The sequence below is a fragment of the Escherichia sp. E10V5 genome (assembly GCF_004212315.1).
Lineage (GTDB): Bacteria > Pseudomonadota > Gammaproteobacteria > Enterobacterales > Enterobacteriaceae > Escherichia.
The window spans coordinates 15,608-39,160 of record NZ_RHJM01000022.1; the positions used below are offsets into that span (position 1 = coordinate 15,608).

Annotated in this window: 23 protein-coding genes; 9 read left to right on the forward strand and 14 right to left on the reverse strand. The window is 51.8% G+C overall.

Annotation, left to right across the window (positions count from 1 at the left end):
* Positions 1–21: 21 nt before the first annotated feature.
* From D9738_RS15770 to D9738_RS15790, 5 genes are all read right to left on the reverse strand, one after another.
* The gene (locus D9738_RS15770; RefSeq protein ID WP_130260582.1) at positions 22–4,626 is read right to left on the reverse strand and encodes an ATP-dependent helicase; all 4,605 of its coding nucleotides are present in this window, start codon (positions 4,624–4,626) and stop codon (positions 22–24) included.
* 92 nt (positions 4,627–4,718) lie between these two features.
* Entirely contained in the window at positions 4,719–5,366 is a 648-nt protein-coding gene (rnt, locus tag D9738_RS15775; protein WP_001282281.1) for a ribonuclease T, read from the reverse strand.
* Between the two features lie 102 nt (positions 5,367–5,468).
* Positions 5,469–5,876, reverse strand: coding sequence for a lactoylglutathione lyase (gloA, locus tag D9738_RS15780; protein WP_001237796.1), 408 nt, complete (start codon positions 5,874–5,876; stop codon positions 5,469–5,471).
* 80 nt (positions 5,877–5,956) lie between these two features.
* Positions 5,957–7,054, reverse strand: coding sequence for an alkene reductase (locus D9738_RS15785; protein WP_130260583.1), 1,098 nt, complete (start codon positions 7,052–7,054; stop codon positions 5,957–5,959).
* A gap of 51 nt (positions 7,055–7,105) precedes the next feature.
* Complete coding sequence (locus D9738_RS15790; protein WP_130208188.1) at positions 7,106–7,705, reverse strand: TetR/AcrR family transcriptional regulator; 600 nt, start codon at positions 7,703–7,705, stop codon at positions 7,106–7,108.
* A gap of 130 nt (positions 7,706–7,835) precedes the next feature.
* On the opposite strand from D9738_RS15790, the gene D9738_RS15795 reads away from it, so the two are divergent.
* The 3 genes from D9738_RS15795 (at position 7,836) to sodC (ending at position 9,621) form a co-directional block, all read left to right on the forward strand.
* Entirely contained in the window at positions 7,836–8,075 is a 240-nt protein-coding gene (locus D9738_RS15795) for a DUF1289 domain-containing protein (RefSeq protein WP_024258169.1), read from the forward strand.
* 48 nt (positions 8,076–8,123) lie between these two features.
* Complete coding sequence (locus D9738_RS15800; RefSeq protein ID WP_130208186.1) at positions 8,124–9,020, forward strand: aldo/keto reductase family oxidoreductase; 897 nt, start codon at positions 8,124–8,126, stop codon at positions 9,018–9,020.
* Between the two features lie 79 nt (positions 9,021–9,099).
* The gene (gene sodC, locus D9738_RS15805; RefSeq protein ID WP_130260584.1) at positions 9,100–9,621 is read left to right on the forward strand and encodes a superoxide dismutase [Cu-Zn] SodC; all 522 of its coding nucleotides are present in this window, start codon (positions 9,100–9,102) and stop codon (positions 9,619–9,621) included.
* Here sodC and D9738_RS15810 read toward each other — a convergent pair whose 3' ends face one another.
* From D9738_RS15810 to D9738_RS15820, 3 genes are read right to left on the reverse strand one after another with little or no spacing between them, the layout of a single operon-like run.
* Positions 9,622–11,634 carry an FUSC family protein gene (locus D9738_RS15810; RefSeq protein WP_130260585.1) on the reverse strand — a complete coding sequence of 671 codons (2,013 nt, stop codon included), beginning with the start codon at positions 11,632–11,634 and terminating at the stop codon, positions 9,622–9,624.
* Positions 11,634–12,491 carry an HlyD family secretion protein gene (locus D9738_RS15815; RefSeq protein ID WP_130260586.1) on the reverse strand — a complete coding sequence of 286 codons (858 nt, stop codon included), beginning with the start codon at positions 12,489–12,491 and terminating at the stop codon, positions 11,634–11,636. Before D9738_RS15815 ends, D9738_RS15810 begins: the two co-directional genes overlap by 1 nt.
* A gap of 2 nt (positions 12,492–12,493) precedes the next feature.
* The gene (locus tag D9738_RS15820) at positions 12,494–12,730 is read right to left on the reverse strand and encodes a DUF1656 domain-containing protein (RefSeq protein ID WP_130208178.1); all 237 of its coding nucleotides are present in this window, start codon (positions 12,728–12,730) and stop codon (positions 12,494–12,496) included.
* 200 nt (positions 12,731–12,930) lie between these two features.
* On the opposite strand from D9738_RS15820, the gene slyA reads away from it, so the two are divergent.
* Complete coding sequence (gene slyA / locus D9738_RS15825; protein WP_064530079.1) at positions 12,931–13,365, forward strand: transcriptional regulator SlyA; 435 nt, start codon at positions 12,931–12,933, stop codon at positions 13,363–13,365.
* A 46-nt stretch (positions 13,366–13,411) separates the two neighbouring features.
* On the opposite strand, the gene slyB is transcribed toward slyA, so the two are convergent.
* On the reverse strand, positions 13,412–13,879 hold the full coding sequence (slyB, locus tag D9738_RS15830; RefSeq protein WP_064530029.1) for an outer membrane lipoprotein SlyB: 468 nt from the start codon (positions 13,877–13,879) through the stop codon (positions 13,412–13,414).
* 274 nt (positions 13,880–14,153) lie between these two features.
* Between slyB and anmK the strand changes: the two genes are divergently transcribed.
* The 5 genes from anmK (at position 14,154) to pdxY (ending at position 18,730) form a co-directional block, all read left to right on the forward strand.
* Positions 14,154–15,275, forward strand: a complete 1,122-nt coding sequence (gene anmK, locus D9738_RS15835; protein ID WP_130260587.1) for an anhydro-N-acetylmuramic acid kinase — start codon at positions 14,154–14,156, stop codon at positions 15,273–15,275.
* Positions 15,276–15,360: 85 nt separating this feature from the next.
* Positions 15,361–15,690 carry a C-type lysozyme inhibitor gene (gene mliC / locus D9738_RS15840; protein ID WP_130260588.1) on the forward strand — a complete coding sequence of 110 codons (330 nt, stop codon included), beginning with the start codon at positions 15,361–15,363 and terminating at the stop codon, positions 15,688–15,690.
* Positions 15,691–15,748: 58 nt separating this feature from the next.
* Positions 15,749–16,405: a pyridoxamine 5'-phosphate oxidase gene (gene pdxH / locus D9738_RS15845; RefSeq protein WP_064530026.1), complete on the forward strand. Its 657-nt coding sequence runs from the start codon at positions 15,749–15,751 to the stop codon at positions 16,403–16,405.
* A 128-nt stretch (positions 16,406–16,533) separates the two neighbouring features.
* On the forward strand, positions 16,534–17,808 hold the full coding sequence (gene tyrS / locus D9738_RS15850; RefSeq protein ID WP_053264059.1) for a tyrosine--tRNA ligase: 1,275 nt from the start codon (positions 16,534–16,536) through the stop codon (positions 17,806–17,808).
* 61 nt (positions 17,809–17,869) lie between these two features.
* Positions 17,870–18,730, forward strand: a complete 861-nt coding sequence (gene pdxY, locus D9738_RS15855) for a pyridoxal kinase PdxY (protein WP_130260589.1) — start codon at positions 17,870–17,872, stop codon at positions 18,728–18,730.
* 43 nt (positions 18,731–18,773) lie between these two features.
* On the opposite strand, the gene gstA is transcribed toward pdxY, so the two are convergent.
* From gstA to rsxG, 5 genes are all read right to left on the reverse strand, one after another.
* Entirely contained in the window at positions 18,774–19,379 is a 606-nt protein-coding gene (gene gstA, locus D9738_RS15860; RefSeq protein ID WP_130208170.1) for a glutathione transferase GstA, read from the reverse strand.
* Positions 19,380–19,484: 105 nt separating this feature from the next.
* Entirely contained in the window at positions 19,485–20,987 is a 1,503-nt protein-coding gene (gene dtpA / locus D9738_RS15865) for a dipeptide/tripeptide permease DtpA (protein ID WP_064530078.1), read from the reverse strand.
* Between the two features lie 609 nt (positions 20,988–21,596).
* Positions 21,597–22,232, reverse strand: coding sequence for an endonuclease III (gene nth / locus D9738_RS15870; protein WP_001030332.1), 636 nt, complete (start codon positions 22,230–22,232; stop codon positions 21,597–21,599).
* The gene (gene rsxE / locus D9738_RS15875) at positions 22,232–22,927 is read right to left on the reverse strand and encodes an electron transport complex subunit RsxE (RefSeq protein ID WP_064530022.1); all 696 of its coding nucleotides are present in this window, start codon (positions 22,925–22,927) and stop codon (positions 22,232–22,234) included. Before rsxE ends, nth begins: the two co-directional genes overlap by 1 nt.
* A gap of 3 nt (positions 22,928–22,930) precedes the next feature.
* On the reverse strand, positions 22,931–23,551 hold the full coding sequence (gene rsxG, locus D9738_RS15880; protein ID WP_130260590.1) for an electron transport complex subunit RsxG: 621 nt from the start codon (positions 23,549–23,551) through the stop codon (positions 22,931–22,933).
* Positions 23,552–23,553: the final 2 nt, after the last annotated feature.

A 23,553-nucleotide genomic window follows, 5' to 3' on the forward strand; every position in this document is an offset into this window, starting at 1 on the left:
ACAGGCATCCGTCAGTGCTTTTTATCCCCAATCCAGCCCTTGTGGCGAACTTGAAAATCCCGCCTCACGCAGCAGCGTAAACATCGGCGTTTGCCGGACCGGTTGGTCATTCACTTCTGTCAACGTAAACCGTAGCCGTGGTTCTCGCCGCAACGCGGTGGTTAGCGCCAGGAAAACCTCCGGTGGTAATAATTCATCTTTTTCCTGCCAGACCAGCATTTTTTTGCCACCTTGCACCAGATAAATCAATAATTTGCCGCCAGAAATGACCACCAGCGCGCCTGCCCGACGAGTCGGAACCAGCGTCGCCGGATGTGCAGGCCAGGATAGTAGATTCCCCCACAAATTGGCCGGATCGTTGGCACTAAGGGCCACGGGCATATATTGTCGCGTCTGCGTGGCATGGGGCGCCAGGTCGCGCAGACGGTCAATGGTCTGGCGATCAGCAAATTGTGCACCACCCAAACCTTCAACAAATCGACCCCGCATAATTCGCCCGGAATCTTCCATACTGCGGCAAAGCGTTTGCATCGACGGAAATCCGCCAGGAATATTTTCAGCAATCACCGCCTGACGGCTGATGATTCCGTAGCGGTCGAGCATATTTTCCGCCAGCGCCAGCATCCTTTCGGTATCGTTTAGTGGCTCTACCTGCAATAACGACCAGCGTCCAGCCAGCTTTGGTGTGTTGTAAGATACCGACGGCATAGCTGACGGTGCATAAACCGGACGTCCACGACGAGCCCGGCTACTGCGGCGAGTGGTCGGACTGCTTCGGGTGAGGGCGCGCAACGGTGCCCAAATATCACAGGTGATGACGCCTTGCCAGGCCAGTTCCCAAAGCGCCTCTTGCAGGGCTGAAGGCTCTACGGGCTCGCCGATTATCTCGCCTGTTCGTTGGCTGATTTGTTGCGCAAACCAGGCGCCCCCGTCAGTCAGAACCGCGATAATTGCCAGCTGAAGCGCTGAACGTTTCGCCTGATCCTGTTCTGCGGGAATGAACGATTCGGCGGCAAATTCCCGTAAATGCAGTGCCACCAGACCGTCATCCTCACCGAGCTTTTTTTGCCCCGACCAGATAACCGTACCGGTTGCCAGCAGTTCATCGAGCATTTCTGGCGAGTAATCGCGTACGCGGGCGGGCAGGATCTGGCTTTCCCACAGTGAGGCGGGTAAACCGACACCAGCAAGCTGTTCGATAACTCGCATGACGCCATCCACGCCTTCATAAACGCCTGGCGATGTTGAGGCAAAGAGCGCCGGGCTACCATCGGTGGCGGGGAGCACGCCCTGATGTTCCAGCAGCAATCGTGCATAGGCAATGGCGGGTACCGGACGCGTAGCTTCTCTGGCAGCCTGCAGGGAACGTAAACGCAAACGACGAAAAACTTCATCGCTCACCCAGATGTCTTGTTGCAAATTCATCACCAGCCCCTGTTCGCGCAATTGATGAAGTTGCTCTTCGACAATGGCAATACCGAGGCTAAACTCATGAGCCAGGTGTTCAGCCGTGACCAGAGCATGAGCCCGGAGATAGCGCAGAAAGAGATCGCGAAGCGGGTAATTGACACGGTGCAAGTAAATATCAGGCAGCGAGTCCGGCAGTTGCACTCCGAGAGCATCGCGTAATTTGGCCGCATCGTCCATACAGGCCAGATGCTCCTGAGCTGCCATGATCACCGGGAAGATTCTTTTTTCCGCCAGAAGATTTTCTACATATGTCTCAATCTCTTCACGGCGGCCTGTATGCCGTTGCGCCAGATCCTCAACGGTCATTGGCCCCAGTTCGCGCAACAGGTCGAAAAGACCTTCTTCACCTTTCGCTTTTCTGCCAGGGGCCAGTCGCTGTAACTCTTCTTCCACCTGACGAATGACCTGCGGGTCGAGTAACTCACCAGGATCAACCTGACCGAGTAGATTGCGCAACAATTCGCTGTCCAGAGACAGCACTGAAGCTCGCCGTTCTGCCAGCGGGGCGTCGCTCTGATACATAAATTCCGCCACATAACCGAACAATAAACTGGCGGCGAAAGGCGAGGGCGTAGCGGTCGTTACATCGGATATTTGAATTTCGCCACCGTTCAGGCGACGCATCAAACGTTCCAGCGCGGGAAGGTCATACACATCCTGCAGGCATTCACGCAGAGTTTCGAGAATGACTGGAAAATCCGGATAACCCTGGGCGATTTCCAGCAACTGACTGGCGCGCAGCCGTTGTTGCCAGAGTGGGGTGCGATGCCCCGGTGTTCGGCCAGGCATTAATAATGCCCGCGCGGCGCATTCGCGAAAACGGGCGGCGAAAAGTGCTGAGTTGCCCACCGCCTCGCGGACAATTTGCAGCAACTTTTCCGGTTCAAACAAAAATATCGCGGCGTCAGGCAATTTGCCGTCGGTATCTGGAATGCGGGCGACAATACCGTCATCGCTGGCGACTACCGAGGCATCAGCGCCCCATAGCGCATGCAGTCGTCCGGCAATCGCCAGCGCCCACGGTTCATGCACTCGTCTTCCATAGGGAGAGTGTAAAATAATGCGCCAGTCGCCAATTTCATCACGGCAGCGTTCGAGAACCAGGTGGCGGCTTCCAGGGACAACGCCCGTAGCGTTACGCTGTTCGTCAATCAGCCCCTGAATATTGGCGAGTGTATTTTCTTCTGCCAGCCACGGCGGGATATTTCCGGAAAAGAACGCGCCATCCGCCAGCAAATGGAGAAAATCGCCGATCATTTCCCCCAATTCAGCGGGGCGTCCATTACCTTCGCCACGCCAGAAGGGAAGTCGGGCAGAGCGACCTGGTGCAGGTGTCACAATGACCTGATCGCGGGTGATTTGTTGGATCCGCCATGAGGTAGCGCCGAGAGTGATGATGTCATTCACTCGCGATTCATACACCATCTCTTCATCCAGTTCGCCCACCCGCCGCGAGCCTGTCTGTTCTTCACCTTCGGGTAATAACACACTGTACATGCCACGATCCGGAATGGTGCCACCGCTGGTAACAGCCAACAGCTGAGCGCCAGGTCGGGCGGTCAATATCCCCGTCTCCCTGTTCCAGACCAGCTTTGGGCGGAAAGCGGAAAAATCACCAGAAGGATAGCGCCCTGAAAGCATATCCAGCGTGGCGTCAAAAACTCGTCTTGGCAGATCTTTCCACGGTGCAGCACGGCGTACGCGGGAGTACCATTCGTCTACCTGTAATGCATCCATCGCCGCGGCGGCAACGGTTTGCTGCGCAAGGACGTCGAGTGGATTATGCGGTGGCGTCAGGTTTTCCAGCCTGCCTGCAAACATACACTCGACAATGACGGCGGAATCGACTAAATCACGCCGGGTACGGGGGAAAAACAGCCCTTTAGATACACCGCCAACCTGATGTCCGGCGCGACCAATGCGCTGTAGTCCGCTGGCGACAGAAAGCGGCGTCGCCACCTGAATCACCAGATCTACCGCGCCCATGTCAATCCCCAGTTCGAGACTGGAAGTCGCGACCACACAGCGCAATTCGCCTGATTTCAGTGCTTGTTCGGTTATCGCCCGTTGTTCTTTAGAGACGGAACCGTGGTGCGAGCGGGCAATGAAAACGTCGCTACTTTGTACGCGGTTAGAGGTTGCGCCGGAGGTAGACTCGAAATGAGCGGCGTCTATGGCGATGGCCGGGGAGCGCTGTAATCGTGCGGCGTAAAGCTCATTCAGCCGTGCCGTCAGTTTTTCCGCCAGGCCGCGAGAATTGGTGAAGACGATGGTTGAGCGATGGCGCAACACTTCATCAAGAATGCCGCTTTCAATATACGGCCAGATTGAGCCTTCTCTGCCCGCATGGCTGTCTTCCCCGGTGCTGCTGGCGACCGACGAGATACCATCCATATTGGCGACCGGTACGACAATCCGTATCTGCGGATGGCGCATTGCGGGCGGGTTGACTACAGTAACCGGACGATCGCCACCAAGAAATGCGGCCACATCGCTGGCTGAGCGTACAGTCGCGGAAAGTCCAATTCTCTGTGCTGAGGTGTGTAGCAGCGCATCGAGCCGTTCCAGGCTTAACGCCAGATGCGCACCGCGTTTGCTGCCCGCTACCGCGTGGACTTCATCAATAATTACCGTCTCGACGCCGCGTAGCGTTTCGCGCGCGCGGGAGGTCAGCATCAGATAGAGTGATTCGGGGGTGGTTATCAGAATATCCGGCGGATTGCGGGTCAGTTTGCTGCGTTCCTGCGCGGGCGTATCGCCAGTCCGGATCCCCACGCGAAGATTGACTTCCGTTTCGCCGCGCCGCCGCCGTTCCTCTGCAATGCCTTGTAACGGGATCTGCAAATTGCGCTGAACGTCGGTGCCTAAGGCTTTAATTGGTGAAATGTAGAGGATGCGTGAGGTTTTGCGTTTATGCGCCTCGCTGGCATGCTCGCCACCTTCGCGGATGAGCTGATCCAGTGCGTAGAGAAATGCTGCCAGCGTTTTCCCTGAGCCAGTCGGTGCAATCACCAGCGCATGTTCACCTCGTGCCGCCACATGCCAGGTTTGCGACTGGACAGCGGTCGGCTGTTTAAAGGCGCGAAGAAACCAGTCGCGGGTCGCCGGTGAAAACACGTCCGGCAGGGGCGATGAAGAGTTTGGATTATCTGCCATTAACGCTATTCCCCGTGAATATCATGCATGATGCGTGGAATAGCCTCACTATAGATGCCTGAATCATTGCATGTCATCAGGCATCGACTCGATTACACCTCTTCGGCGGCAGGCAGCGGCCAGCCTCCCAGACGTTTCCAGCGATTGACGATTTCACAAAACAGCACAGCAGTGCGTTCGGTGTCGTACAGCGCGGAGTGCGCCTGGGTGCTGTCGAAGTCCATACCCGCGGTCTGGCAGGCTTTTGATAATACGGTTTGTCCGAGTGCCAGCCCGGCCAGTGCCGCGGTGTCAAAAGTGGCGAAAGGGTGGAATGGGTTACGTTTCAGTGAGGCGCGTTCTGCGGCGGCCATCATAAAGCTGTGATCAAAATTGGCGTTGTGCGCCACCATAATGGCCCGGTTACAGCCGCTCGCTTTAATGCCTTTACGTACAACTTTAAAAATTTCGTGCAGCGCCTCGTATTCGCTGACCGCGCCGCGATCGGGATCGTTCGGGTCAATGCCGTTGAAGGCGAGGGCCTCTGGCTGCAAATTTGCGCCGACAAATGGTTCGACGTGGAAATGTAATGTGGTGTCCGGCATCAGCCAGCCTTGTTCATCCATTTTCAGGGTGATGGCGGCAATCTCAAGCAGCGCATCGGTTTTGGCGTTAAATCCGGCTGTTTCAACATCGATCACAACAGGATAAAAACCACGAAAACGGTCGCACAGACCGGTAAGTTGAGCGTTATCGGACATCTGATTCTCTTAATACGGATAAATTGCAGCGCGCATTATGACAAATATTACTTGTCGATGCAGTAAAGATGCGGGCGCGATGAGTTCGCGCCCGGCAGGAGATTAGTTGCCCAGACCGCGACCGGCGTCTTTCTCTTCGATTAATTCAATTTTGTAACCGTCCGGATCTTCCACAAACGCGATAACCGTAGTACCGCCTTTTACCGGACCCGCTTCACGGGTCACGTTACCCCCGTTTTGACGGATTTTTTCGCACGCTTCAGCGGCGTTATCAACGCTAAGCGCGATATGACCATAAGCAGTGCCGAGTTCGTATTTATCCACGCCCCAGTTGTAGGTCAGTTCAATTACCGCTTCTTCGGTTTCCGGGCCGTAGCCAACAAACGCCAGTGAGTATTTGTATTCCGGGTTTTCGCTGGTGCGCAGCAGTTTCATGCCCAGCACTTTGGTATAAAAATCGATGGAGCGTTGCAGATCGCCAACGCGCAGCATGGTATGAAGAAGACGCATCTTTATATCCTCAAAATGGCTAACAGATTCAAAATGTTGTTTTAGTATAGCGGCGGCTTTACGCCGCTCGCAATGTTGGATTACAGCGTCGGGTAATCGGTATAGCCTTCCGCACCGCCACCATAGAAACTTTCAGCACGTTGTGGGTTAAGCTCGGCTTTGCGCTGCAAGCGGGCGACCAGATCCGGGTTCGCAATCCAGTTACGACCAAATGCCACAGCGTCAATTAACCCTTTTTCGATGAGCATCTCTGCTTTTTCTGCTGAATAAGCCCCGGCACCGACAATCGGACCGTGGAAACGGGAACGCACTTTTTCGCGGAAGGCATCGGTATACGGTTCACCGCCAGCCCAGTCCGGTTCGGACAAATGCAGATAAGCAATACCACGTTTACCCAGTTGTTCAATCAGATACAGCGCATCGGCTTCTTCATCTGGACCATTGTCGAGATTGGCAAAAGTACCGATCGGTGAGAGACGGATACCAATGCGATCGGCTCCCCATTCTTTGATCCCGGCATCGACCACTTCCAGCACCAATCGCGCGCGATTTTCCACGCTGCCGCCATACTGATCGGTACGATGGTTAGAGGAGGGGGAGAGGAACTGATGTAGCAGATAACCATGTGCGCCATGCAGTTCGACCAGATCAAAACCTGCTTCGCGGGCATTGGCGATGGCCTGACGAAAATCGTTAACGATGCCAGGGATTTCTTCCAGTGTCAGCGCACGAGGCATGGAGGTTTCGACACGAATCGCTCGACCATTTTCATCACGCAGTGATGTCCGGGTCCCTGCACTAATGGCTGATGGAGCTACCGGAGCCTGACCACCAGGCTGCAAACTGCTGTGTGATACACGCCCGGTATGCCAGAATTGCACGGCCATATGACCGCCTTGTGCATGAACACCCGAGGTGATTTTTTGCCATGCGGCAATTTGTTCGGCACTGTAGAGCCCCGGCGCACCCGCATAGCCTTTTGCCTGGGCGGAAATTTGCGTTGCTTCACTGATGATCAAACCCGCACTGGCGCGCTGGCGATAGTATTCCGCCATCAACGGAGTAGGGATGTCACCCGGTTCTATATTGCGCAAACGCGTCAGTGGGGCCATAAAGATACGGTTTGCTACCGTGATTGCGCCCACTTTAAGCGGGGTATACAGCTTGTCATACGACATGGTGACTCCTGAGTAGACCGGTCGTCTAGCATTTGAGTAAAAAATAACGCCCTATTGTCCGGGCGTTGTGATCATAATTTTTGCGTGAGCCATCGCGCTTTCCAGCGGTGATGAACTTCGGGAAATCTTGGCCTGGAGCCTTGCACCCAACCAAAGAGAATGCAAAACTTCCGCCAGTGTTTGTGCGTCACCTTCAAACGACATACAGCCCTGACGGCGACCGCTCTCCAGTGTGTCCGCCAGCAGTGTGACAACCTGGCGTGTGCCTTTGTCCATTGCGATACGCATATCTTCCGATAAATCACACACTTCAGCCGATAACTTTACAGTCAAACAATCACTGATTTTACCCTGCAAAGAAAACTGGTTAATAGTTTGCTGGTAATAAGCCAGTAAATGGTCGCGGCAACTGCCCTCAGCAGCACTAAAATGTTGTTCCAGACGCTGAAGATGATTCGCAAAATAGCGTTCAAGCATCGCAACGCCAAAGGCTTCTTTGGACCGAAAATAGTGGTAGAAGGAACCTTTCGGAACTTCCGCCGTTTTTAACAGTTCGCTAAGTCCCATCCCAACAAAACCGCGCTGTAAGCAGAGTGCCTCACCGGTTGCCAGAATATGTTCGCGGGTATTGTGTTCAGTATGTTTGCTCATGGCGAGTTAATCTAATAGACCAGTCGGTCTAATGCAATCGCTTTTTATCTGAGATCCGTTTCGGGACAAAGGTTGCGATGTGAATCATTAACGTCTTCAATGAACAGAAGTGAAATGACAGGAGACTAGCGTGGCGGAGCAATTAGAGTTCTTTCCCGTCCAGAGCCCGTGCCGGGGAATTTGCCAGTCTGACGAACGCGGATTTTGTCGCGGCTGTTTTCGAAGCCGGGACGAGCGTTTTAACTGGAATAATATGAGCGATGGCGAAAAACAAGAGGTGCTGCGCCTTTGTCGGCAGCGGCTGATGCGCAAATTACGCGCGAATAAACCAACGTCATCAGATGAACCGGAGCAACCATCACTCTTTTGAGCATAATCTTGCGTATACTCCTCTCATATCTGATAAGAGGAAGCGATTATGGTTCAGCGTATTACTATTGCGCCGCAAGGCCCGGAGTTTTCCCGTTTTGTGATGGGCTACTGGCGACTAATGGACTGGAATATGTCTGCCCGTCAGTTGGTTAGCTTTATTGAGGAGCATCTGGATCTCGGCATTACCACCGTGGACCATGCTGATATATATGGCGGCTATCAGTGCGAAGCGGCGTTTGGCGAGGCGCTGAAGCTGGCGCCGCATCTGCGTGAACGGATGGAAATCGTCAGTAAATGTGGCATCGCGACGACTGCTCGTGAAGAAAATGTCATTGGTCATTACATCACTGACCGCGACCATATTATTAAAAGCGCCGAACAGTCGCTGATTAATCTCGCGACCGATCATCTGGATTTGCTGTTAATCCACCGTCCCGACCCGTTGATGGATGCCGATGAAGTGGCGGATGCGTTTAAACATCTGCATCAGAGCGGCAAAGTGCGCCATTTTGGCGTATCCAACTTCACGCCTGCGCAATTTGCCCTGTTGCAATCACGCCTGCCGTTTACTCTTGCGACCAATCAGGTGGAAATATCCCCGGTGCATCAGCCGTTGCTGCTGGATGGTACGCTCGATCAGCTACAACAACTGCGTATTCGTCCAATGGCGTGGTCGTGCCTTGGTGGTGGACGTCTGTTCAATGATGATTATTTCCAGCCGCTGCGGGATGAACTTGCTGTGATAGCCCAGGAATTAAACGCCGCCACGATTGAGCAGGTTGTTTATGCCTGGATATTACGTCTGCCGTCGCAACCGTTGCCGATCATTGGCTCTGGTAAAATTGAGCGCGTACGGGCTGCTGTAGAGGCAGAAGCCCTGAAAATGACGCGTCAGCAGTGGTTCCGTATCCGTAAAGCTGCATTAGGTTACGACGTACCGTAAGCACTTTTAGGATTAGCCGCCGTTCAAATATGTGTCACTGGTTTACACTTAACGGGTATGCACAATAAACGGAGGTCCTATGAAGCGTTTTAGTCTGGCTATCCTGGCGCTGGTTGTTGCGACCGGCGCACAAGCCGCCAGTGAAAAAGTCGAGATGAACCTCGTTACGTCGCAAGGGGTTGGGCAGTCAATAGGTAGCGTAACTATTACTGAAACCGATAAAGGTCTGGAGTTTTCACCCGATCTGAAAGCATTACCCCCCGGTGAGCATGGCTTTCATATTCATGCCAACGGAAGCTGTCAACCAGCAACGAAAGATGGCAAAGCCGCTGCGGCAGAATCCGCAGGCGGGCATCTTGATCCACAAAAAACCAACAAGCATGAAGGGCCGGAAGGTGCGGGACATTTAGGCGATCTGCCTGCGCTGGTGGTCAATAATGACGGCAAGGCGACCGATGCCGTTATTGCGCCTCGTCTGAAATCACTCGATGAAATCAAAGACAAGGCGCTGATGATCCACGTTGGCGGCGATAATATGTCCGATCAACCTAAACCGCTGGGCGGTGGCGGTGAACGCTATGCCTGTGGTGTTATTAAGTAGTTAAGAGGCCAGTGTACCTTGCGGCGGTGCTTGCTCAAGTTGCGAAAGCGAGCAGTATAGTCGCCAGACAATCGCTGCCAGCTCACGGGCGGCAGGCTGATGATGCCGGGCAAGGCTGTCACAAATCCGCTGTAATTCTTCAAGCGTGGCTGCCAGCGATTTTTGCTGAACGCCACGCTCACTCATCACTCCCCGCAACAGCGAAATACAGTTATCCCGCACTTGTGATAACGGATCAGAACGTGACTCCCACTCGCGTAATTGCCAGACAACATGCGAACAGTTCAGTAGCACCACCCCCCAACGTAATAACCAGCGGCGCGCCAGCGCATCCTGGCTGTTGCTCAACTGACTGACGTGATGATAAGTGAGAGATTCAAATTCGTTCTCGCTGTGTATCGGACGACGGCTGAGTTGATCGACAAAATCCCGGCGCAGGGCGCGAATATGGCGACGGCTTTTGCGGGCATCCGACCCAGGTCGCAGAATGGCAAACGCTAACCACGCCAACGCCACGCCAACGATTTTCGCCAGATTATCATTGAGAAAATCGGCAAAATCATACACCGGCGGGTTGGTGACGGCGATAAACGAGCCCATAAAAACAATCAGTTGCCCCCATAATGCAGCTTGTTTTGGCAATTGTATTTTGAGTAGCTGCATCGTTGCCAGCAGGGGGAAAAGAAACAGCAAAAATTGCCACAGCTCGCTAATTTGGACCATCAGGCCAAATTTAACCACAAAGCTAAAGAACGACAGCAATACCAGTGTGCGCATCAGTAGCGTCAATGACTTAAACGGCGCTGCAACGACGGAATAAAGGACGCAGCTAATCGCAGCCAGGGTTAAGGCATTGGCTCCGGCATCCCATTGCGAGGCAATACTCCACGCACCAATCAACATCAACGTACAAAATGTCCGCAGCCCGCTCCACATGGCTTCTGCATTATCGGTATGACGTGCCAGCCCGGACGCGCGAGGGAGTCTGGTTTGATCATCTACGCCGCTTTGCAGACGATGTAATTCCTGACTACTTTGCAGATAAAGGCGGCAAAAATAACGTAGTCGCTGCCAGAAGGCGACGTGTCGGTAGTCAGCTGAGTTCGTCGGGCGTAACGGGGCAATAATGCGTGCGACGGTGTAAAAATCCGTTTGCCCGCTGGCGAGGGCCGTTAGCAACTGTTCAAGAATTTCCCGTATAGCACCAGGGGGTGATGGCCAGTTGAGCAACATACGCCGCAAGCTCGAAATGACGCTGGTCATGCGTAACTGCTGGTGGAGTAACGCATTGAGGCGCGCGTTTTGCTGGCGGAAGCGATAGTGGCTCCAGAAAGCCTGGATACGCAGCAAATTCATGGTCAGTATTTGCCCAATCACCCCTTCATGTGCGGTACGAATGGCATCGGTTGTTTCAGGCTGCCAGAGTAAACTGGCATGTTCCAGTAAACGGGCGTGCATGTTTTTCAATGCGGTTAAAAGGGCAGTGGCATCGGAAGTGCTCGGCAGAATCATCATCATCATCCCACCGCAGAGAATACCGACGATCACTTCGCAAACGCGCGCCTGGGCGATGTCCCACAACTGGCTTGCTTCAGTGATATTGACCATCGGGAAGGCGATAATCGCAGCTGTGTAACCCGCCAGTTGAAACGCATAGGCCACGTTATTCGTGAAATGCGCGCAGGCCCAGGTACAAAAACCAAGCCATGCCGACATGCTCAACAGGAAGAACCACGGTTCGTTAAGAGTATGCCCGGCAAGGATTAGCGCCGCGATAGCCCCCAGCAAACTGCCAGCGATGCGCCCCAGGCTTTTGCTGATGACACCGCCAACTGTCGGAAAGCTCACTACCGCGGCTGACGTCATCGCCCAATAGGGCTCGTCCAGATTTAAATAATAAGCAACAGTCAGCGCCAGACACATGGCAAGGGTATTGCGCAACGCATAGCGCCATTGTGCCAGCGTGGCCTTAAACCAGGGCAGATTGCGCAGAGACCATGACCAGGCGTTCATTACTGACCTACTGCGATACTACAGGTCGTGCCGGATACCAGCGTGACATCGCTGGGAACATTATCAAGGGCAAAGCGAACCGGGACGCGCTGGGCGAGGCGAACCCAGGGAACGTTAGGTTTAACGTCTGGAATCAGGCTGGAATCGTTTTCCACACTCTGATCATAAATTGCCCGACCGATACTGGAGACGTGACCCTGTAACGTTTTGTTGTCGCTATAGAGCGTAATGTGTGCTGGCGCACCGTCGCGGATATGCCGCAATTTGGTTTCTTCAAAATAACCAATGACGTAAAACGAGTGACTGTCCACGAGGGCAAACAGCGGTTTTCCTGTGTCAGCGTAGTCGCCGATGCGGGTAGTGAGGTTGGTGACCCATCCGCTGACCGGGGCGCGAATTTCCGTTTGTGCCAATTGCCATTGTGCTTGTTTCAGCGTTGCTTGTGCGGCATCGACACTGGCCTGCATCGCTTTAACATTGAGGTTTGCCGTATCCAGTTCTTCGGCAGAGATAAAATTTTGCGAGAGATGACGGCGGCGGTTGGCCTCATTATTGGCTCTGGCAAGATCAGATTGCGCTTTCGCCAGTTGGGCCTGGGCATTCAGTTCGGCAATCTGGAAGGGTGTTTTATCGATAGTGAACAGAATATCGCCAGCGTTAACCAACTGGTTGTCTTTTATATTCATCGCAACAATACGTCCGGACACTTGTGGGGTGATAGCGACCTGTTCCGCGCGTATTTTGCCATCCCGCGTCCATGGTGATTGCATGTAATAGTTCCAGAGCCACCATCCGGCGAGAACGGCAACTACTGCTACAATTATTGTTGAGAAATACTTAATGGTTTTAATTGACATAGTTACCACGCAATCAATATTGCCAGGGCGGAGCATACGCAGATCGCAAACAGCGACAAATCCATTAACAAGGGATGCCAGATGTCGCCCGCGTAGATCCAGTCGCGAAGCAGGCGGTGCAGGACAAGCCAGACGACGAATCCAAGCGCGAAGGCTTTGAAAAACGGAGGAAAGTAGACGGATGCACCGAACACCAGATCTTGTAGGGGCAATCCTGTTGCACTATGCATAAACTTCACAAAATAGATTCCTTTGAGGCTGAGTTTATTGCTTTAGATTAATAAATATTGTTTATGTGAGAGAAAATTACTCGCTATTTCTGAAAAGCATGTCTGACGGTAAGCAAATGCAGCAATCCATTTGTTTTAGCAATACAATTGCTGCACACTATTCTAAAAGCCGTATAATATCTTAGCAAGCTAATTATAAGGAGATGAAATTGGAATCGCCACTAGGTTCTGATCTGGCACGGTTGGTGCGCATATGGCGTGCTCTGATAGACCATCGCCTGAAACCCCTGGAGTTAACGCAAACCCATTGGGTGACGTTGCATAATATACATCAGTTACCTCCAGACCAGTCGCAAATTCAACTGGCAAAAGCGATCGGCATTGAGCAGCCATCACTGGTTCGTACGTTGGACCAACTGGAAGAAAAAGGGTTAATTTCGCGTCAAACTTGTCCCAGCGATCGGCGGGCCAAACGTATTAAACTGACGGAAAAGGCGGAGCCGCTGATTAGCGAAATGGAAGCTGTTATTAACAAGACCCGGGCGGAAATTTTGGATGGGATTTCAGCAGAGGAACTGGAACAACTGATTAGGCTCATTGCAAAACTTGAGCATAATATTACTGAGTTACAGGCCAAAGGGTGAAATAAAGGGGGCGTGTGGCCAGGTAGCTGACCACACGTCAACTTGTTTAGCGCGGGGAAACCGTCACCTGGCTGCCGTTGCTAGCCAGAACGACACGTTGTCCCGGAGAAAAATGGGTATTGCCCTGTTTCTGTACCACCATGATGGTGTTGCCATCATCTTTACGAATTTCCAGCTCCACACCCTGTGTTTTGTTCATTGCGCTCTGTACGCCCTGACCGGCTACACCACCCGCGACGGCACCTGCTGCGGTAGCCAAAGAGCGTCCAGTACCGCCACCAACGGTATTACCTAGAAAACCACCGAGAACCGCACCGCCAATTGCGCCGATGACGTTGGAATCATCACCGCCCTGAATCTGTACCTGCCGTACGTTCACGATTGTGCCGTAGCTGACATTCTGCACTTGCTTCGCTTCAGAGGCAGTATAAACATCGCCAGATAGGGTATCGTTGTTAACACAACCAACAAGAGAAAGACCTACCATTGATACAACCAGTACGCGTTTAATCATTGAAAAATCTCCTGATTACCATGAAACGCCTCACAAGCATCCCTAATGGTCAAAGTTATTCGCATTAGTATAACCATGATTACATGTTCCACTAAAACATGATCTAATCATAATTAGAGTAGGGTTAACCAAGTATAAACAAAACATTCATATTAGTTATTGATGTGAATATAATCTTTTACTACCAACGATAAAAATCGGCTCTTATGCATGGAATTCGCGAAAGGTTTGTGTTTGAGTGGAACGCAAACATCAGGTTAAAAAAGGATGAACTATGAAATCAGGCCGCTTTATTGGTGTTATGTCAGGTACTAGCCTGGATGGTGTCGATGTTGTGTTGGCGACGATCGATGAACACCGGGTGGCGCAGCTGGCGAGTTTGAGCTGGCCGATTCCCCCATCACTCAAACAGGCGGTGCTGGATATTTGCCAGGGGCAACAGCTTACGCTCTCCCAGTTTGGTCAACTGGATACCCGACTTGGCTGCTTGTTTGCGGATGCCGTTAATGCACTATTAAAAGCAGAAAATTTACAGCCGAAAGATATCGTAGCTATCGGTTGTCATGGCCAGACCGTCTGGCACGAACCCACGGGCGTCGCGCCACATACGCTACAGATAGGTGATAACAATCAAATTGTTGCGCGGACTGGAATTACCGTCGTCGGGGATTTTCGCCGTCGCGATATCGCCTTAGGTGGCCAGGGCGCACCGCTGGTACCTGCTTTTCATCACGCATTGCTGGCCCATCCAACTGAGCGGCGAATGGTGCTTAATATTGGTGGTATTGCCAATCTGTCACTACTCATACCAGGGATGCCGGTAGGTGGCTACGATACCGGACCGGGCAACATGCTAATGGACGCATGGATCTGGCGTCAGGTCGGTAAACCTTACGATAAAGACGCTGAGTGGGCGCGGGCGGGTAAGGTTATTCTGCCGCTGCTGCAAAAAATGCTTAGCGATCCCTATTTTTCCCAGCCAGCACCCAAAAGCACCGGGCGCGAATACTTTAACTATGCCTGGCTGGAGCGCCATCTACGCGATTTCCCTGGCCTGGATGCGCGAGATGTCCAGGCAACACTGGCGGAACTCACCGCCGTGACCATTTCTGAACAAGTCTTGTTGAGCGGTGGCTGCGATCGATTGATGGTATGTGGTGGCGGAAGTCGCAATCCGCTGCTCATGGCGAGGCTGGCTGCATTACTGCCCGGTACTGAAGTGACCTCCACCGATGCCGTTGGCATTAGTGGCGATGACATGGAAGCGTTAGCCTTCGCATGGCTTGCCTGGCGAACGCTGGCTGGGCTGCCCGGCAATCTACCTTCCGTTACCGGCGCAAGCGAGGAAACGGTATTGGGCGCTATTTTCCCTGCAAACACGCGATATCAGAGTTAACTGAATTTTTCTTACTGCGTCTGCCGTTACACTTGGAAGTTGAGGAGGGCGTTTTTGCCCTCCGGACCAGGAAAGTCTTCGGGATATGTTTATGAAAAAACAGTTACTACTTTGTCTGCCGCTATTTCTTACCGGCTGTGGCGCGTTTAATCAACTGGTTGAGCGCATGCAAACTGATACGCTGGAATACCAGTGTGATGAAAAACCGTTGACGGTCAAACTGAATAATCCGCGTCAGGAAGTTAGTTTTGTTTATGATAATCAACTGCTGCACCTTAAACAGGGGATTTCAGCGTCTGGCGCACGTTATACCGACGGTATCTACGTTTTCTGGTCAAAAGGTGATGAGGCGACGGTCTATAAACGTGACCGCATCGTCTTGAATAACTGTCAGTTACAAAATCCGCAGCGTTGAGATTTTTCCAGGGGCGGCGCACAATAGCGTCACCCACTGACAATTTGTAAAGAAAACCATGGCTGATAACGACGAATTGCAGCAAATCGCGCATCTGCGCCGCGAATACACAAAAGGCGGTTTACGCCGCCGCGATCTTCCCGCCGATCCTTTAACCCTTTTTGAACGCTGGCTTTCTCAGGCCTGTGAAGCCAAACTGGCCGATCCTACTGCGATGGTCGTCGCCACCGTTGATGAACATGGTCAACCCTATCAGCGCATTGTTTTACTAAAACATTACGATGAAAAAGGGATGGTGTTTTACACCAACCTCGGCAGCCGTAAAGCACACCAAATCGAAAATAATCCGCGCGTTAGCCTGCTTTTCCCATGGCATACCCTGGAACGGCAGGTGATGGTTATCGGTAAAGCGGAACGTCTTTCGACTCTCGAAGTGATGAAATATTTTCATAGCCGCCCGCGTGATAGCCAGATTGGCGCGTGGGTATCGAAGCAGTCCAGCCGTATTTCTGCGCGTGGGATCCTTGAAAGCAAATTCCTGGAATTGAAGCAGAAGTTTCAGCAGGGCGAAGTGCCGTTGCCGAGCTTTTGGGGCGGTTTTCGCGTCAGCCTTGAACAGATTGAGTTCTGGCAGGGCGGTGAGCATCGGCTGCATGACCGCTTTTTGTACCAGCGTGAAAACGAGGCGTGGAAAATCGATCGCCTCGCACCCTGAAAAGATGCAAAAATCTTGCTTTAATCGCTGGTACTCCTGATTCCGGCACTTTATTCTATGTCTCTTTCGCATCTGGCGAAAAGTCGTGTACCGGCAAAGGTGCAGTCGTTATATACATGGAGATTTTGATGGCAAGCAGTAACTTGATTAAACAATTGCAAGAGCGGGGGCTGGTGGCCCAGGTGACGGACGAAGAAGCGTTAGCAGAGCGACTGGCGCAAGGCCCGATCGCGCTCTATTGCGGCTTCGATCCTACCGCTGACAGCTTGCATTTGGGGCATCTTGTTCCATTGTTATGCCTGAAACGCTTCCAGCAGGCGGGCCACAAGCCGGTTGCGCTGGTAGGCGGCGCCACGGGTCTGATTGGCGACCCGAGCTTCAAAGCTGCCGAGCGTAAGCTGAACACTGAAGAAACTGTTCAGGAGTGGGTGGACAAAATCCGCAAGCAGGTTGCCCCGTTCCTCGATTTCGACTGCGGAGAAAACTCTGCTATCGCAGCGAACAACTATGACTGGTTCGGCAATATGAATGTGCTGACCTTCCTGCGCGATATCGGCAAACACTTCTCCGTTAACCAGATGATCAACAAAGAAGCGGTTAAACAGCGTCTCAACCGTGAAGATCAGGGGATTTCGTTTACCGAGTTTTCCTACAACCTGTTGCAGGGCTATGACTTTGCCTGCCTGAACAAACAGTACGGTGTGGTGCTGCAAATCGGCGGTTCTGACCAGTGGGGTAACATCACCTCTGGTATCGATCTGACCCGTCGTCTGCATCAGAACCAGGTGTTTGGCCTGACCGTTCCGCTGATCACCAAAGCAGACGGCACTAAGTTCGGTAAAACTGAAGGTGGCGCAGTATGGCTGGATCCGAAGAAAACCAGTCCGTACAAGTTCTACCAGTTCTGGATCAATACTGCTGATGCTGACGTTTACCGCTTCCTGAAGTTCTTTACCTTTATGAGCATTGAAGAGATCAATGCCCTCGAAGAAGAAGACAAAAACAGCGGTAAAGCGCCACGCGCTCAGTATGTGCTTGCGGAGCAGGTGACGCGTCTGGTTCACGGTGAAGAAGGTTTGCAAGCTGCGAAACGTATTACCGAGTGCCTGTTCAGCGGTTCTCTGAGTGCGCTGAGTGAAGCGGACTTCGAACAACTGGCGCAGGACGGCGTACCGATGGTAGAGATGGAAAAAGGCGCTGATCTGATGCAGGCGTTGGTTGATTCTGAACTGCAACCTTCCCGTGGTCAGGCGCGTAAAACTATCGCCTCTAATGCCATCACCATTAATGGTGAAAAACAGTCCGATCCAGAATACTTCTTTAAAGAAGAAGATCGTCTGTTTGGTCGTTATACCTTACTTCGTCGCGGCAAAAAGAATTACTGTCTGATTTGCTGGAAATAATGCATTAAGTGGAAAGGGGGGGTGAGAAATCACTCCCCCTGATTTTTATACAGGGAACACGATGAAAAATATTCTCGCTATCCAGTCTCACGTTGTCTATGGTCATGCGGGTAACAGCGCGGCAGAGTTTCCAATGCGCCGCCTGGGCGCGAATGTCTGGCCACTCAACACCGTTCAATTTTCTAATCACACCCAATACGGCAAATGGACCGGCTGTGTTATGCTGCCCAGCCATTTAACCGAAATTGTGCAAGGCATTGCTGCCATCGATAAGTTGCACACTTGTGATGCCGTATTAAGCGGCTATCTGGGGTCGGCGGAGCAGGGCGAGCATATCCTCGGTATTGTCCGTCAGGTGAAAGCGGCGAACCCGCAGGCGAAATATTTTTGCGATCCGGTAATGGGACACCCCGAAAAAGGCTGTATCGTTGCGCCAGGTGTGGCGGAGTTCCACGTGCGTCACGGTCTTCCTGCCAGCGATATCATCGCGCCAAATCTGGTTGAGCTGGAAATCCTCTGCGAGCATCCGGTACATAACGTCGAAGATGCGGTTAAAGCTGCGCGCGAACTTATTGCTCAGGGGCCTGAAATCGTACTGGTGAAACATCTGGCGCGTGCCGGTTACAGCACAGAACGTTTTGAAATGCTGCTGGTCACTGCCGATGAAGCATGGCATATCGACCGTCCTCTGGTAGATTTTGGCTCGCGTCAGCCAGTAGGCGTCGGTGATGTGACGAGCGGGTTACTGCTGGTGAAACTACTACAGGGCGCAACGTTGCAGCAGGCGCTGGAGCATGTGACCGCGGCGGTATACGAAATTATGGTAACCACCAAAGCAATGCAGGAATATGAGCTGCAAGTTGTAGCAGCCCAGGATCGTATTGCTAAACCAGAACACTACTTCAGTGCGACGAAGCTCTGAAAAGTGTCTTGTCGGCCCACAGTATCCTGCGGGCCGATAACCATTACTGCAACCCTTCCGCAGTTAGCGCGGCTTTTACCGTCGGACGTTCAGCCATACGCTGCATATAGGCGGCAATATGCTCTAAACCTTCCAGATTCAATTTCACCCCATATGCCCAGCGCAGTACAGTAAACAGATAGGCGTCAGCAATAGTAAAACGTTGCCCGCAAATCCAGTGATCCTCTTTCAGCGCATCGTTAACGTACTGCAGTTTTTTCTCCAGCTGTGCGCGTGCAGTCGGTTTGAACTCTTCCGGTGTAGCCGGGTGAAACAGCGGAGTAAAGCCTTTATGCAACTCAGTGGCGATATAGTTCAGCCATTCGATGGTTTTATAGCGAGAAATACTGTTTACCGGAGCCAGTAACTGGCGGTCGGGGACGCTGTCGGCAAGATACTGCATAATGGCCACGCCTTCCGTGAGCAGAGTGCCATCGTCCAGCAGCAGAGCAGGAACCTGCCCTTTAGGATTAATCGCAAAGTAATCATCACCGTTTTCCAGACGTTTTTTCATTAAATCCACACTGGTGAGCGTAAAGTCCTTTCCGCTCTCACGCAGGATGATATGGGAAGCAAGAGAGCAGGCGCCCGGTTTGTAGAACAGTTTCATCGGTAACTCCTTTTGGCTGTGGTTTAAAGTATGGTAGTGCGTTGCTGAACAAAAAAAAAGCCGCTAACGAAAAGTTAGCGGCTTGTAAAAGAGTTTCCCTGAAATTTACGCTACGGCAGCTTTCGCCGCTTTATCAGCAGCATCGTCCTGAGTCATACGATGCAGTTTCGGCGCGGTCAGCAGCATCAGCACTGCAATAACAGCAGTAGCAACACCAATCTGTAAGAATACGCGGCCATATACTTCCAGCGACATCAGCGGATCGGTTACGTTATCCGGTACAGCCATCATACCCGCAACATAACCACCAATCAGGTTTGCACCGGCAGTGGTCAGGAACCAGCTACCCATAATAAAGCCCATCAGACGCTGTGGAACGAGCTGCGCAACCATTGCCAGACCCAGACCGGAGATCATCAGTTCACCGATACTCTGCAGGCCATAGCTTGCGACCAGCCAGCTTACAGACACGATACCGGCGTCAGAGGCGAATTTCGCGCCCAGTGGCAGGATCAGGAACGCGCCAGAACACATCACCATACCGATAGCAAACTTAGTCGGCATCGGCAGGGTATCGCCCATCTTGTTATAGATAGCGGCGAGAATCGGGCTACCAATGATGATCCAGAACGGGTTCAGTGCCTGATACTGTTCAGGTTCTACTGCCAGGCCCAGAATGGTGTGCTCAACGTTACGGATTGCAAAGAAGTTCAGAGACGTCGGCATCTGGCTGTACAGCACGAAGAAGATGATTGCTTCAAGCATCAGGATGAAAGCAACGATCATTTTACGACGTGCAGCACCTTTCATTGCAAAGGCTTCTTTACCGAAGATAACCACGATACCGAAGGCAACAACGCCCAGCGCCATACGCGCAACGTCCTGGTTGTGCAGCAGCCAGGTGGCAATAGCAATCAGCGCGACAACACCAATAATGGTTAACAGCAGATTGCGGTAGTTGATCGGCTCGAAGTCAGGTTTTGAACCGTACTGCTTAACCCAGCGTTGGCAAAAGGCGAAGTTAACGATGGTGATCAACAGACCAACTACGCTAAGGGCGAATGCGACGCTCCAGCCATACTTGGCTGCTAACCACGGCGTTGCAATCATAGAGAAGAATGAACCGATGTTGACGGACATGTAGTACATGGTGAATGCACCGTCCAGACGTGGATCGTTTTTCTCGTAGCAAGTTGACAGCAGTGAAGACGGGTTGGCTTTAAACAGGCCGTTACCGACCGCAATTGCCGCCATACCCATATAGACGATACCGGCATCGTGACCAGACCAGGCAACCAGCGCATAGCCAATAGCCAGCACAATAGCACCAAGCATAATGACGCGTTTTGTACCCAGTACTTTATCGCCTAACCAACCACCAATAGCGACAAGACCATAAACCAGGGCGCTAAAGGAAGAGAAAAGTGTGATTGAATCCGCTTCGGACATACCCAGTTGTTTAACCAGGTAAACAGCCATAATTCCTTGTAGGCCGTAATAACCAAAGCGTTCCCATAACTCGATCGAGAAGATGAGATAGAACGCCTTCGGTTGTTTGAAAGCGTTCAAACTAACGCTTTCTGTTGGTTTTTGGTTTGCAGTGGACACTTTTACCTCTTTTTTTACATCCCATATTAACGGGGGGGCTTTCTCGCGTGATGTCTAATAAACATACGCGCAATTGTTATAGTGGGAGGGGAAACGGCAGGTAATGTTCACTATCTTGCACTTTCAGACAAGTCCTTTGTAATAATCTGTTACATATAACTGGCATGGAGAAATCATCGGCCCATTGAAATGTTATCCAGCGTTAAATTTTTCAAAAAACGCAACGGCAGATTTTTTCACTACCAGAAGAGGGGGAATACTGATATTTGGCGATATGTTCTACTGTAAGGTGTTTTATGTAGTGAGATAGTCCATTATCTGAAAAATAGACAGTGTAATGTTTTGTAGGTTTATGCCCTGGTTGAATCAATGCCTTGTCAAATTTAACTTAAATAGAGCAAAATTTTTACATCATGACATCAATGTGATCTTGATCACGAATAGATAGAAAATTTCGCTATTAAAAAAACAATTAACCTGCATTTTTGGTTATTCACAAACGGATTGCCTGACAATGATGCCGCGAGGCGGCATCATTGACGTTAACAAGATGTTTTATAAGAGGATGAGAAATAGTTATGAATGGGATAACGATGTTACCCCTTTTCGTCAGATGTCAACTTTCTCTTTGTATTCACAAAGATCTTCAATAATGCAGGAGCCACAGCGAGGCTTGCGGGCAATACAGGTGTAACGCCCGTGGAGGATTAACCAGTGGTGGCAATCGACTTTGAATTCTGCCGGAACCACTTTGAGTAGTTTTTCTTCAACCTGTTCGACATTTTTCCCCGGTGCAAATTGGGTGCGATTACAGACGCGGAAAATGTGCGTATCTACAGCAATGGTCGGCCAACCGAAAGCAGTATTCAATACCACGTTTGCTGTTTTACGCCCTACACCGGGCAGGGCTTCCAGCGCAGCGCGATCTTCCGGAACTTCGCCATTATGCTGTTCGAGCAAAATACGGCAGGTTTTGATGATATTTTCTGCTTTGCTGTTATATAGCCCAATGGTTTTGATATACGTTTTAACCCCATCAACGCCCAGTTCGAGCATTGCGGCAGGTGTATTGGCCACCGGGTAAAGCTTTGCCGTCGCCTTATTGACGCTGACATCGGTCGCCTGAGCGGAAAGCAGTACAGCAATCAGCAATTCAAAAGGCGAACTGAAATTAAGTTCGGTTGTAGGATGAGGGTTGTTCTCACGCAGGCGAGTGAGGATCTCCAGTCGTTTTGCTTTGTTCATCAGACATTCCCTGTTTCACCGTTTGGCAACTCGCGTGTAGCAGCTGCTTCAGCACGGCGCTTTTTCATTCTTTCATCAATCAGATATTTTCCCGCCAGCATCAGCCCCAGACCAATGAATGCGCCTGGCGGTAACATTGCTAACAGGAAGGGAGAATCGGTATGGAAGATCTCTACCCGCAGTACTTTGGCCCAGCTACCTAACAGCGCATCGGCACCGTCAAACAATGTTCCGTTGCCGATGATTTCGCGTAGTGAACCCAGTACGAACATGGCGCAGGTTGCGCCCATGCCTATCGAAAAACCATCAAGTGCGGAGAGCGCCGGACCTTTTTTTGCGGCGAAAGCTTCCGCACGGCCAACAACGATACAGTTAGTGACAATCAGAGGAATAAAAATCCCTAACGATTGATACAGGCCAAAGGCGTATGCGTTAATCAGCATTTGTACGGCGCTGACCACCGAGGCGATGATCATCACGTAAATCGGGATTCGGATTTCGGCTGGCGTCCAGTGACGCAGCGTCGAGATGGTCAGGTTGGTGAGAGTCAACACCAGCGTTGTCGCAAGCCCTAAACCCAGTGCGTTGGTGGCAGTGGAAGTGACCGCCAGCAGCGGACAGAGGCCAAGTAACTGGACCAGTGCGGAGTTGTTCTTCCATAACCCCTGAACAATAACGTCTTTAATTTCGCTCACGGTTTATTCTCCACAGGCAGGAAGTTGAGAAAGTTGTGCTGGCAACGTTTGGGCAAACAATCCGGCGCGTTTTACCGCATTCACCACCGCGCGAGGCGTAATGGTCGCTCCGGTGAACTGGTCGAAATCACCACCATCTTTCTTCACTGCCCAGTGAGCGTCATCCGCGTCACTGATATTTTTACCCGCGAAATGGGTGATCCAGTCAGAAAGGCGCAGTTCGATTTTGTCGCCAAGCCCCGGCGTTTCGTGATGTTCTGTCACGCGGGTGCCAAGTACCGTGCCGTTAAAATCGGCCCCAACCAACAACTGAATCGCACCGGAATAACCATCTGGTGCGGTTGCCTCCAGAACGGCAGCTACTGGTTTATCATCCTTTTTCGCGATGTAAATCCGATGCTCGCCTTTTCCTAACTCAGACGCAGTCACTATATAGCAACTTTGGGCCAGTTCGTTGTTATAGCGATCGGCTGGTAACACCTGATCAAATAACGCTTTTTGTTGCAGGCTAGCCTGTTCAGCAATCGTGGCTTTGGTCATCTGGTTGATGGCAGCCGTTAAACCTGTTGAACCAGCGGCGAACAGCGCCAGCGTAATACCGTGTTTTCGGATAGTCTTCAGCATGG